Below are 12,813 nucleotides of genomic sequence, written 5' to 3' on the forward strand. Positions count from 1 at the left end.
ATCTAACCTCTAACTTCTGTAACTAAAATCTCTCTTTCCCTGATACTAATTTCTAGTGGGTTTTGTATTTTTATAATATAAGCAACCGAGTAAAAAACTAAAACGTTTTCTTTTAAGTAAGTACATGATACATTTAAGTATCTTTATTTGTTTAACGTCTAATGACGCTCTAAAATGAGATGTTCCAGCCGCACCTTCCGGTACGGCTACCTTGTTACGACTTAGCCCTAGTTACCTGTTTTACCCTAGGCAGCTCCTGTTACGGTCACCGACTTCAGGTACCCCAGACTTCCATGGCTTGACGGGCGGTGTGTACAAGGCCCGGGAACGTATTCACCGCGCCATGGCTGATGCGCGATTACTAGCGATTCCAGCTTCATAGAGTCGAGTTGCAGACTCCAATCCGAACTGAGACCGGCTTTCGAGATTTGCATCACATCGCTGTGTAGCTGCCCTCTGTACCGGCCATTGTATTACGTGTGTGGCCCAAGGCGTAAGGGCCGTGATGATTTGACGTCATCCCCACCTTCCTCTCTACTTGCGTAGGCAGTCTCACTAGAGTCCTCAACTAAATGTTAGCAACTAGTGACAGGGGTTGCGCTCGTTGCAGGACTTAACCTAACACCTCACGGCACGAGCTGACGACAACCATGCAGCACCTTGAAAATTGCCCGAAGGAAGGTCTATTTCTAAACCGATCAATTCCCATTTAAGCCTTGGTAAGGTTCCTCGCGTATCATCGAATTAAACCACATAATCCACCGCTTGTGCGGGCCCCCGTCAATTCCTTTGAGTTTCAAACTTGCGTTCGTACTCCCCAGGTGGCTAACTTATCACTTTCGCTTAGTCTCTGAAGCTTAAAGCCCCAAAAACGAGTTAGCATCGTTTACGGCGTGGACTACCAGGGTATCTAATCCTGTTCGCTCCCCACGCTTTCGTCCATCAGCGTCAGTTAAGACATGGTAACCTGCCTTCGCAATTGGTGTTCTAAGTAATATCTATGCATTTCACCGCTACACTACTTATTCCAGCTACCTCTACCTTACTCAAGACCCGCAGTATCAATGGCAGTTTCATAGTTAAGCTATGAGATTTCACCACTGACTTACGAGTCCGCCTACGGACCCTTTAAACCCAATAAATCCGGATAACGCTTGCACCCTCCGTATTACCGCGGCTGCTGGCACGGAGTTAGCCGGTGCTTATTCGTATAGTACCTTCAGCTTTCCACACGTGGAAAGGTTTATCCCTATACAAAAGAAGTTTACAACCCATAGGGCCGTCGTCCTTCACGCGGGATGGCTGGATCAGGCTCTCACCCATTGTCCAATATTCCTCACTGCTGCCTCCCGTAGGAGTCTGGTCCGTGTCTCAGTACCAGTGTGGGGGATCACCCTCTCAGGCCCCCTAAAGATCATTGACTTGGTGAGCCGTTACCTCACCAACTATCTAATCTTGCGCGTGCCCATCTCTATCCACCGGAGTTTTCAATATTAAATGATGCCATTCAATATATTATGGGGTATTAATCTTCCTTTCGAAAGGCTATCCCCCTGATAAAGGTAGGTTGCACACGTGTTCCGCACCCGTGCGCCGCTCTCAAGATTCCGAAGAATCTCTACCGCTCGGCTTGCATGTGTTAGGCCTCCCGCTAGCGTTCATCCTGAGCCAGGATCAAACTCTCCATTGTATGTTTGTCTGACTCACTCAAAGTTTTGACGCTTTAGTTTTTCCTTACTTGGTTGTTATATCTATTTTTCAATGATCTCTTCTCTTCCGCTTCCTCAGCTACCCTTTTCTGTCGTTGGGCGTTGCCGTATTTGCGTGTGCAAAAGTAATAACTTATTTCTAATTGACCAAATGTTTTTTGAAGAAATTTTAAAGTTTTTTAAGTAACCCTAAACCCTTTTCCTAAACATTCAATCTGCTACTCCTGCGCTTCCCGTATTGGGATTGCAAAGATACAAATCTTTTTTATTCTCACAACTTTTATTGCTAAAAATTTTCAGTGAATCTTTTTTTGATTTACATCCTATAAAGTAACTTAAATTATATGCCCGAAGGCCCTCCTGCGCTACTGATATACTCTCGTTTTCAGTGGGGCAAAAGTACCAACTTTACCCCCACACTTCCAAATCTATTTAACATAAAATTCAAATTAAATTCATATTTGACGGTAAAACCTTGAAAGCGTGGGAGAAAAATTTTCATTAGGTTAGAGGTTGGAGGATGGGGGTTGTGTTGGGGAGAGTTGATGCGTCGAGGTGCCGGAGTGTTCGAGAGGGGGTTGAAAGGTCAGCGTGAATGTTTGGAAAAGACCTGGGTTGAGCAGCAGGGAGGGATTGTGGAATTTATATATCTACTAAAGTATAAGGTTTTTGATGGGGCTTCATTGTTGTAATGTCATGTTGCGCTCCTACGGAGCTCATGCTCTTTATTGTAAATCACACTACAAACATCACGCTCCGATGGAGTTCTGCTTTATCCGCTATACTTTATACTACAAACATCACGCTCCTACGGAGCTTATGATTTAATGTTTGAACGTGATGTTATAAACATAGAGCTCCTAATGGAGCTTATGAGTGATTCGGGATATTTTTTACCTGTCGGTCTTATTGATAAAATCGTATCGGAAGTTTTGTTGAGATGTTGATTATGAAGTTTACTTGATAAAAACATCCTTAATCTAAAAATATAATTAGTCTTTGACAAATTTTGATACATGACCAATACCCTAGTCCCGATAATAGCGGCATCCTTTTTCTGAAATGGCTTTGAAAAAAAGCGCCGGAGAAAAAGATACAGCGGTGAGCGGGATTAAGCTACTAATGAGAAATGCAATGGTGATGGAAAAGTCTTTGAGGACAATAAAAATGACTTCTGCTATTATATATGTGATAAAAAAAGAGTCCGGATAAACCGAACTCTTATTATATAGATGTGTGAAAAAATTACTTCGTCAATTTTGTTGTTGGTAAAGAAACCGTTCCGGGATCTTTCCATAAGCCATCTTTTTCGGCTCTCTTTTTGACAGCTTCTGCTCTTTTGTTGCTATCAGGGTGCGAATTAAACATTTTTTGAAATCCTGATTGTGCCGATCCACCTTCGGATAGTAATGCCAATTTCTTGAAAGCTGTATATGCGCCAACTACATTATAGTTGTTTGTTCTCATAAAATCGTAAGAATATGTATCTGCCTGAGATTCTTGTTTTTTGCTGTGTGAAGCATCTAAAAATGCATTGGCCATTTTCCCAACCTGACCTTCGCTCAATGTTGCAACTGTGGATGATGCTGATGACGCGGCATCCATTGCTGCAGCTTTTAAATATGCTGATTTTATAGCATCTTTTGTATCTTGATTTTTAACGTGACCAATCTCGTGACCAATAACTGCAAGCAATTCATCGTCTGTCATGATATCCATTAAAGATGAAAAAACCCTTACACTACCATCTGCACATGCAAAAGCATTGATGTCTTTCACTTTGTAGACTTTATAGTTCAGATTAAGTCCGTCTTGAGATTTGTGTTTTGCAAAAAGCTTGTTAAGTCTCACTGTGTAAGGATCTTTAGGACCTGCAATCGCATTGTTCTTATCCATATAATCTACAGATTCTTTTGAAAGCTTGATTGCATCTTCATTACTGAAAGTAAGTGCCGACGCTCCTTTTGAAACTACTCCCGCAGCTTTTCCTAGATTGATTTTCTGAGCTTGCACATGGTACATTGATCCCAGTACGATTGCACCGATAATAATTTTTTTCATTTTAATATAGTTTAGTGCAACTAAGATAATACTTTTTAACGAAAAAAAATCCTCTTTCGGAGAAGTACCGAAAAAGGATTTAACTAACTATATATATGTGTTTCTATTAATCAATAAAAAGAGATGCAATCGCTGTTGCTTCAGCAGTAGTTAAGACCTCATCGTAAGCCGCTGAACCTGCTGCTGCTCCAAAAGCTGTCGCAGTATTGAACCCTGCCTGCATAGTTACATCTTCACCAGCGTAAACCGGATTAGTTGCAGGTGGCATACCTCCACTTCCACTTCCGCCACTCGCTAACTCGATCCATCCTTTATTGGCACGCATTCTACGAACCATTGAGGCATGTCTTGCTTCTACAGAGTGAATCTGTAAGGCTGCTTGAAGGACATCTTTGTTTGACATCACATTACCTGCTTGTCCTTTATATGCCCTAACACCAGTATCTTCAAACGCTTGAGCTAAGACAAGAAACTGCTGATAATTGGTAAATGGAGTAAAAGCACCATTTACTGTAAAATCAAAAGTTGGTTTAGCAACTGGAGCAACTCCTAAAGATGTTAATGTACTTTTAAGAAAAGTAACGTGAGCATCTTCATGCTTGGAAATCTGCTGAAAAACAACTTTATCAGAAGCAGGAATCAGGTTTGTGGCAGCAAGTCCAATTTTATAATATTCGTCTTCTAAATATTCCAAAGTCAATGCTAGCTGAAGGGCATCTGTTAATGCACTTTTCATAGTCGTTGGGTCTATTGTTGTGGTTTCAGCTTTGGCAGAAGTTGCCATAAAGCTTCCTAATCCTAATGGTATCGCAGCAACAGCCGCTTTTTTACCAAATGAGGTGATATCTGAAAGATTATCTAATCTAGACGTTTGTTTTGTGAAAAAGAATCGTCAGAGAATTTATCTAATAATTTTAAAATGTTCATAATAATTGATTTTTGAGATTGGTAAATTAATTAATGCCTCTTTCTTTCCAGGTAAATGGAGTTTTAATGAAGCCTCCAGCTGCCGCAATGACATCTTTCGGTTCTTTTGCTACATCCAGTCCTGTAGTAGGATTTACTACATCATCTCCTGAGAAAGCTGCAGTTAAAGGATTAATCAAATCTCTGATTGCCGATGCGTGTCTTGCTTCTACAGAAACAATTTTACCTGCAAGTACCAGATAAGTAGGGTTTGTAATATACTTACCCGCAGCATTGTAAGCGGCAACTCCTGTATCTTCTAAAGCTTTTGCAGTAGCTAAAACAGAACTTCTATCGTTGAAATTTACATTCGGATATTGAAACTCAAGTGTTGGAAGAACGTTAGTTGTTGCACCTGTAATTGCTGCTTTAAAGAAATCTCTGTGAATAACCTCATGGTGATAAAGGTCTGTGAGTACTTCTTTTTCAATAGTTGAAATTCCTGCATAGAAACTATTTACCACTTTCGTGTAGAAATCGGCTTCTAATTGTTCAAGAGCATATGCATAGTTCAAAACACCTACATCGCCCATTCCCAAATCAAATATTTTGTTATCATTGTAGACAAAATCGTCATCATCGCAACCTACCAAAGTAAGCCCGGCAACGGCAATACCAATACCGCTTAGTTTTAGAAAGTTTCTTCTGCTGGTATCCAAGGTGGCTCCTTGATTAGAAACATTAATTGGTTTTTTCATAATACTATTTTTAAAAAGGTTTAGTCTGTTTAATGATATCTACGACAATAGTTTTCGTTTGGTTTTCATAAAATTTAAAAAAAACAAATATTTATTAAACAAATCCCTTAAAAACCCCTAAAACACTATAAATAAAATAAATATCGAGTGCTTTATAATTGATAATGAAGATTATAATTGGATTGATTTTAAAATAAATTTTACTTATTTTTGTGAAATGAGTCAAAAATGGATTTATAAAACCGAACCTGATGAAGAAACTGTTGATGGATTGAGTTCGTCGCTTGGTTTTGGAACTTTTGAATCCAAACTATTGGTTCTCAGAGGAATTGACAATTACCAAAAAGCACGCGAATTTTTCAAGCCAAACTTCACAGATATCCACAACCCTTTCCTGATGGCGGATATGCAAAAAGCCGTAGAGCGAGTTGCTACAGCCATAGAAAATGGGGAAAAAATAATGGTTTATGGAGATTACGATGTCGACGGAACCACCGCTGTGGCGCTTACTTATCTTTATTTAAGAAAAATAGTTCAGAAAAAATATTTAGATTTTTACATTCCCGACAGAAATTCTGAAGGATACGGAATTTCTACCGAAGGAATTGATTACGCTAAAGAAAATGGCTTTTCACTGATTATCGCATTAGACTGCGGAATCAAGGCGATTGACATGATTAATTATGCCAAAGGAAAACAAATTGATTTCATTATTTGTGATCACCATTTACCCGGAGATGAAATTCCGGATGCCGTAGCCGTTTTAGATCCGAAAAGATCAGACTGTCGTTACCCTTTTAAGGAACTTTCAGGATGTGGAGTTGGTTTTAAACTGTGTCAGGGATTAAATACCATCTATAAAATTCCGGAAACTGAATTGTTTGAGCTGACCGATTTATTGGCTATCTCAATTGCTGCAGATATCGTTTCCATGACTGGTGAGAACAGAGTTTTGGCTAAAATGGGACTAAAAGTCCTCAGAAAAACCCGCAACTTAGGTTTAAGACTTTTGATTCCTGAAGATAAACTTTCTCATTTTGAAATTTCAAATATTGTTTTTGAAATTGCTCCAAAAATAAACGCTGCCGGAAGAATTTCTCACGGTAAAGCTGCTGTAGAATTAATGGTTTCTGATAATCTGAAACACGCACAGCAAATTGTAGGCGACATTATGAATCTGAATGACGAAAGGCGCGAACTCGATATGAACTCTACCCTTTCTGCACTCAATCAGGTAATCGAATCTCAGCAGGAAACAAAATATTCAACGATTGTCTATCATCCTGAATGGAACAAAGGTGTGATAGGAATTGTAGCCTCAAGATTGATTGAAACCTATTATAAACCAACTTTGGTTTTTACTGACGGTAATAATGGAGAAATGGTAGCATCGGCAAGATCTGTTTCAGATTTTGATGTGCACGAAGCGCTGGATCTTTGTTCGGAATACTTTCTGAAATTTGGAGGACATCACGCTGCGGCCGGACTTTCTATGGAAAAAGATAAGTTTGAAGCTTTCAAAATTAAATTTGAAAAAACAGTAGCCGAAAAAATTAAGGATCATCAAAAAGAGCCTTCTATCACAATAGATGCTGACGTAAATGCAGACGAAATCAACAGAGATTTTATTAACTTCCATCGAAAACTAGGACCTTTCGGGCCTCAGAATATGAAACCGAATCTTGTTTTAAGAAATCAAAAGATTGCCGGTTATCTGAAAACGATGGGGAAAGATAATAATCACCTTAAATTCTACATCAAACAAGAATCTACAGGAAGAAATATTGAATGTGTCGGCTTTAAGCTTGGACAATTTGCTGATGATTTTAGAAATAAATCTTTTGATATAGCTTTTACTTTAGAAGAAAACCATTGGAAAGGGAATGTGACCCACTATCTGAATATCAGAGATGTGAAATTTAGAGAAGATTAACCTTAATCAATCCAACCTTAAACTCAACCTCAACTTTGAAAAAAATCGGTTTATTTTTCGGGTCTTTCAATCCCATTCATATTGGTCATTTAATTTTGGCTAATTATATTCTGGAGAACTCGGATATGCATGAATTGTGGTTTGTAGTAAGCCCGCAAAATCCTTTTAAAGAAAAAAAATCACTCCTGAAAGATCATAACCGTCTGGATATGGTGCAGCTCGCCGTGAAAAATTATCCTCAAATGCGTGCATCCAACGTTGAATTTTCATTACCAACACCAAGTTACACGATTGATACTTTAACTTATCTTAAAGAAAAACATCCTGAATGTTCTTTCAGCCTAATAATGGGAGAAGATAACCTCGGTAGTCTTCATAAGTGGAAAAATTCTGATGTTTTAATTAAAAATCATCACATCATCGTTTATCCAAGAGTTTTTGATGGGGAGAAAAAAGATTCTGAATATCTTCAGCATGAAAATATTTCGATGATCAAAGCTCCAGTGATTGAACTTTCTGCTACCGAGATTCGCTCAATGATCAAAGAAGGAAAAAATGTAAGACCAATGCTTCCACCAGAGGTTTTTGACTATCTGGATGGAAGTAGTTTTTATAAGTAGTTGTTAGTTGTTAGTTGTTAGTTGTTAGTTGTTAGTCGTTAGTTGTTAGTTGTTAGTTGTTAGTTGTTAGTTGTTAGTTGTTAGTCAAAATTAAATATTGAATCATGGAATTCCTAGAAAATTTATTCTCAAAATATCCTCAGGAAAAAGTTATTAAATGGTTTAAACAGATTTGTTTGGCCGAGGCTCTTTCATGGTTTTTTCTATTTACCGCTATGATCTGGATCCGTGTTGATCCGGAAGGTATTTTCCCGATTATCTACATTAGTACAGTTGGTAGTATTCACGGATTCTTTTTTACACTTTATCTTATATTTCTTCCAGCTGCAAGAAAAATATACACTTGGGATGATGAAGACACCGTCTTTGCATTGATTTCCGCATTTTTCCCTTTTGCCACGATTTGGATTGACAAAAAGCTGGCACGTTTCGATCGAGAATAAAAAAAGAGACTCTTTTGAAGCCTCTCTTTTTTATTAAAATTTTATATTTAATTATCTCTAATAACGTGTCCTGTTACACTCAATGTATGTGAGCCTGTAGTATTAGTATAGGTTCCATTTATTGTAAAATCAATGTATTGTCCTACTGCACCAAAATTGCTTATTTGTAGTGTAAGATTATTTCCATTCGCCTGAATAGCTCCTCCAGAAGATTCTATACTAAAGTTTGAGATATATGTTCCTACTGATGATATGTTTTGGGAGGTTAAATAAAAACTGCCTGTCGCATTTTGTGAACTTACATTTAATCCTCCACCCCCGATTGGAGATTGCGAATAATTGCTTGCAAAAATTGGAGTGATAAAGTATCTTATAGCCTGAGTATCTGTCTGGCTAGTAACAAATTCTGTCGTAGCAGTACAAACAGTAAGATTACCCAAATTAGTTGTAGGCGAAGTTGCGGTAAAATTAATATTTCCTGTTGTTTGAAGATTAGCGAAATCTGCACCTAGAAATGTTAATTGCTGACTTGATGCACAACTTAAAACATTAAAAGAAAAGCTTCCATTAGTTACCACTGCGGAAAAACTAGAAAAATAATTTGCACTTGAAGCATAAGATAAATTGGCAACTCCGTTTGTAACATTATTGCCAGAACAATCCTTAAGAGTACCTGTAATTGTTATCGTATTACTCAAACTTTGCAAAATTGTAATTGCAGGAAGTGTATTGTTAGAATTATTTGTAAAAGGACCAATACTATTGGTCATAATAACATTATTACAAGCATCATAAATTTTTAGAGTTAAATTTTCACCAGCAGGTATAATTCCTGAAGCATTTCCGTTTCCATCTGTAATTGCAGAAGTTGAATTCTGATTTTGTCTAAATAATTTTACCGTTACATTACTCAAAGGTTGTGCAGTAGAGTTTTGAATATGAACATTCAAAATCGCTTGTGGAAACTGCGCATCGCAATTCCACCAAGAAAAATGACTTACATTACCAACATAAGTATTTCCAACCTTTGTAGCAGAACCTTCTTCCTGCCAAATCCCTGTAGTTTCGTTAAAAGCCCACAACGGAATGGTAGCTGGAGCCGTCGAAGTTTGGGTAGCATCAATTGCCATCGTCATTTCAGCAGTATGGCCATTCGCAATCTGAAGATTTTGCCCCAAAGCGCCTGTCAATTGCACATGCAGCATCCCGAAAGTTTCCATTACTCTTGCGTTTCCAGCGGTGCTGTTTGCGAGAAGAGATCCAGGCATCAATTCATTTAGATACTGATCTGAAGATTTTAGGTGAAACATAGCAACATTTACATTACCGCTGTAAGCATTACCACTTGCATCTTTGAAGCTTCCGTCAAATTTCACTTTTGTTCCGTTTGGTAAAGAAACTGTCGCCGTTGCTCCTGATGCAATCGTGGAAGTATTCGTTGCAGGAATCATCATAATGTTGATTCTATTGCTTCCGTTGGTAGGAACCATGGTACGAGAACCATTCACAAAATCTGCTTTTGTTACTTTTACGTAAGCGAAATTTTCTTTCACATTAGCATTTGTAATTACGAATAGTCCTTTAGAATTAGTTTGTACGGTTGCCGATCCAATAGTAACTGTTGCTCCGGAAACCGGAGTTCCATTTGTTGCTAAAACTAAACCGTGGAAATTTCTTTGTACCGAATTTCCAAAGTTAAAGTTTGTTTCCTGATTTCCTTGTTGCTGATTTTCGAGATCAATAAAAGAATCGCTCTTACATGATACAAGAATCATCAAAATCATTAATAATGAGTAAAGTTTTGTCATAAATTATTATTTTTTTTGTGAAATCTAAATTAATCAAAAAAAGTGAATCTAATTATTTTATTTTTTGTTGTAACAAAACTCTTGTTACGGTTGTCTTATTATGTAGAAACTCAAAGTAAGCAAAATTTTAATTTAAATTTTAATAACTAACAATCAATTAGTTACAAATAAAATCAAAACATTTTTACTACTTTGTATTGCATGATACTAAATTTATTACATATCTTTGCAATGTAAAATAATAACAGATACAAGCTTCTAAACTAATTAAAAGATAAACTCATGAAAACGCCACTCCTCATCGCAGCCATATTTTTCACCGGATTGACATTCGCTCAGGAAAAAAAATCAGATTCTCTAAAAACTAAAAAAATTGAAGAAGTTGTTTTGACCAAGCAAGTCTTCAAAAAACAAAGTGACCGTTTCGTATATGACGTTGCCGCTTCACCCGTTGCCAAAGGAAACACAACTTTTGATCTCTTGAGACAAACTCCACTACTTTCTACAACCGATGATAAAAATTTAAAAATTGCAGGAAAAAATAATGCGCTGATCTACATCAACGGTAGAAAAACCAATATGGATGCCGAGTCGGTTACTCAATTTCTAAAAAACACTCCTGCTGAGAATATTCAGAAAATTGAAGTGATTACAGTGCCAGGAAGTGAATTTCAGGTAGAATCTTCAGACGGAATTATCAATATCGTCCTGAAAAAGAAAATGAGTGACGGTTTAAGCGGAAACATGAGAATGTCTAATTCTCAAAATAAATATAACGGAAGTTCTGCAAGCTTCTCTACTAACTACAGAAAAGATAAATTGGGAATTAGTGCCAATTTGTATGGCGGAGAGAATATTGACGCTCAACAATATGTTTTACGAAACGGAAATGATTCTTCTTCTAATGAATCTACTGGAAATATTGATGACCCCAATCAATACATCGGAGGTTATCTGAATATAGATTATCAGCTGACGGAAAAAAGTAATTTAGCTCTATCATGGAATTCTAATGCCAACAAAAGTTATAATTCTACAGTTAATTTATTCAATACCATTCGTTCGTTTGATAAAGATTCTCAGTCATACATTACCAACTACACCAATTCAAGAAACAAAGAAGACGCAAGGTCATACAACAATTCGGTCAATTTAAATTATGAATTGAAAACCGATTCTTTGGGAAGTAAATTAAATGCAAATGCAGCTTATCTTAATTACAGAAGATTTCAGTTTACCAATAATAAGACTTATTTATCTGATGCAAATGGTACAGATGGATTACTAAGCCAGACCATTGACCAAAATCTCCCACAAATCATCAATAATTTTTCTGGTACTGTAGATTATATTCAGAAATTTAAAAATGACTTTACAGTTGCTATTGGTGGAAATTTTAATAAAACCAAAACGGATAATGATACTCAGAATGATACTTTTGTGACAGGAAAAGATACTGAATCTTCACCTAACCATTTCATTTATGACGAAAATATTTACGGTGCCTATTTAACTTTAGAAAAGAAATTCTCTGATAAATTATCCGGAAAAGTTGGTACGCGATACGAAATTACCAATAGTTTAGGAACTTCGGACAATGCAGCTCCTGAATACAGAAAAATTGAAAGAGATTACAATAATATACTTCCGTATTTAAGCTTTAATTACGCTATCAATGACAAAAATAATATTTCTTATGCATTTTCAAGCAGAATGAGAAGACCAAGCTTCTGGGAGCTAAACCCTGTAAGAAACATTCTTACGGAAGACAATTACACTCAAAATAACCCTTTTGTGAAAGCTTCTTCTACTTATAGTCATGAGTTGACTTATATGTTTAAAAGTTCGTATTTCTTAATCTTGAGCCATTCATTATTCAAAGACAAGATTACACAAGTGCCTTTGCAGAGAGATATTTTGAAGCCAAGGAGAGATGAAAATGGAAATCCTGTCCTAGGATCAAACGGTCAACCCATCATGGACTCTTACAAACAATTAAGATATATCCGTACCAACTTCGGTGATAAACAAGAAATGTCTGCCATGGTAGGAATTCAGAAAACATTCTTTAAACAATATCTGACGATGAACTTCAATGTTGGCCTTCAGAGAAACGTTAATGATGGAAGCCTAAGTGTAGACCCAACTTCGGGTGATGTTTTTCCAACATATGAAAACAAGATTAGTTCGACGAGTATTCTTATCCAGACCAACAATACCATTCGTTTAGACAAAAAGAAAACATGGTTCTTGGGCGTAAATTATTTCTTTGTAGACAAGCAGCAAATCGAATTGGGAATGTTGAAAAATCTGATGAGTTTAGATTTAAGCATCAAGAAAAACTGGAACGACTGGACGTTTGCATTAAACTTAAATGATGTTTTAAGAACAAACATCGTAGAAATCGAAGACTATCAGGCCAACGGAAATTACAATTATGTAAGAAACGACCAATTCAGAAGAGGCGGAACTTTCAGCATCACGTATAATTTCGGAAACCAGAAAGTGAAAAAAGTAAGAGACATCGAAGGCGCATCAGACGCTATAAAAAGCAGAACACGTTAACATTCAATCT

The 12,813-nt window shown here is 37.0% G+C and carries 8 protein-coding genes and 1 rRNA gene; 4 read left to right on the forward strand and 5 right to left on the reverse strand.

All coding sequences use genetic code 11. The annotated features are described in order from the left end of the window. Positions 1–172: 172 nt before the first annotated feature. From EAG08_RS08585 to EAG08_RS08600, 4 genes are all read right to left on the reverse strand, one after another. Positions 173–1,690 (reverse strand): 16S ribosomal RNA (locus EAG08_RS08585). A 1,264-nt stretch (positions 1,691–2,954) separates the two neighbouring features. Then, positions 2,955–3,770, reverse strand: a complete 816-nt coding sequence (locus EAG08_RS08590; RefSeq protein ID WP_129535077.1) for a M48 family metalloprotease — start codon at positions 3,768–3,770, stop codon at positions 2,955–2,957. A 106-nt stretch (positions 3,771–3,876) separates the two neighbouring features. Continuing rightward, positions 3,877–4,554 carry a ferritin-like domain-containing protein gene (locus EAG08_RS08595; protein WP_317126318.1) on the reverse strand — a complete coding sequence of 226 codons (678 nt, stop codon included), beginning with the start codon at positions 4,552–4,554 and terminating at the stop codon, positions 3,877–3,879. Positions 4,555–4,723: 169 nt separating this feature from the next. After that, positions 4,724–5,434 (reverse strand): ferritin-like domain-containing protein, encoded by a 711-nt coding sequence (locus tag EAG08_RS08600; RefSeq protein ID WP_129535078.1) that lies wholly within the window; start codon positions 5,432–5,434, stop codon positions 4,724–4,726. A 217-nt stretch (positions 5,435–5,651) separates the two neighbouring features. On the opposite strand from EAG08_RS08600, the gene recJ reads away from it, so the two are divergent. The 3 genes from recJ (at position 5,652) to EAG08_RS08615 (ending at position 8,430) form a co-directional block, all read left to right on the forward strand. Further along, positions 5,652–7,367 carry a single-stranded-DNA-specific exonuclease RecJ gene (gene recJ, locus EAG08_RS08605; RefSeq protein ID WP_129535079.1) on the forward strand — a complete coding sequence of 572 codons (1,716 nt, stop codon included), beginning with the start codon at positions 5,652–5,654 and terminating at the stop codon, positions 7,365–7,367. Positions 7,368–7,402: 35 nt separating this feature from the next. Continuing rightward, entirely contained in the window at positions 7,403–7,987 is a 585-nt protein-coding gene (gene nadD / locus EAG08_RS08610; RefSeq protein ID WP_129535080.1) for a nicotinate (nicotinamide) nucleotide adenylyltransferase, read from the forward strand. Between the two features lie 104 nt (positions 7,988–8,091). Then, the gene (locus EAG08_RS08615; RefSeq protein WP_129535081.1) at positions 8,092–8,430 is read left to right on the forward strand and encodes a DUF3817 domain-containing protein; all 339 of its coding nucleotides are present in this window, start codon (positions 8,092–8,094) and stop codon (positions 8,428–8,430) included. A gap of 47 nt (positions 8,431–8,477) precedes the next feature. Here EAG08_RS08615 and EAG08_RS08620 read toward each other — a convergent pair whose 3' ends face one another. Continuing rightward, a complete protein-coding gene (locus tag EAG08_RS08620; protein ID WP_129535082.1) occupies positions 8,478–10,238 on the reverse strand; it encodes a hypothetical protein in 1,761 nt (586 codons plus the stop codon). Positions 10,239–10,520: 282 nt separating this feature from the next. On the opposite strand from EAG08_RS08620, the gene EAG08_RS08625 reads away from it, so the two are divergent. After that, a complete protein-coding gene (locus EAG08_RS08625) occupies positions 10,521–12,803 on the forward strand; it encodes a TonB-dependent receptor domain-containing protein (protein WP_129535083.1) in 2,283 nt (760 codons plus the stop codon). Positions 12,804–12,813 lie beyond the last annotated feature (10 nt).

It is taken from the genome of Chryseobacterium sp. 3008163 (assembly GCF_003669035.1).
GTDB lineage: Bacteria > Bacteroidota > Bacteroidia > Flavobacteriales > Weeksellaceae > Chryseobacterium.

Excerpts from the sequence above, each read along its gene's own strand:
- EAG08_RS08595 (WP_317126318.1), bottom strand. The coding sequence starts at position 4,554 with ATGGCAACTTCTGCCAAAGCTGAAACCACAACAATAGACCCAACGACT.
- EAG08_RS08615 (WP_129535081.1), top strand. The coding sequence starts at position 8,092 with ATGGAATTCCTAGAAAATTTATTCTCAAAATATCCTCAGGAAAAAGTT.
- recJ (WP_129535079.1), top strand. The coding sequence starts at position 5,652 with ATGAGTCAAAAATGGATTTATAAAACCGAACCTGATGAAGAAACTGTT.
- EAG08_RS08620 (WP_129535082.1), bottom strand. The coding sequence starts at position 10,238 with ATGACAAAACTTTACTCATTATTAATGATTTTGATGATTCTTGTATCA.
- EAG08_RS08600 (WP_129535078.1), bottom strand. The coding sequence starts at position 5,434 with ATGAAAAAACCAATTAATGTTTCTAATCAAGGAGCCACCTTGGATACC.
- EAG08_RS08590 (WP_129535077.1), bottom strand. The coding sequence starts at position 3,770 with ATGAAAAAAATTATTATCGGTGCAATCGTACTGGGATCAATGTACCAT.
- EAG08_RS08625 (WP_129535083.1), top strand. The coding sequence starts at position 10,521 with ATGAAAACGCCACTCCTCATCGCAGCCATATTTTTCACCGGATTGACA.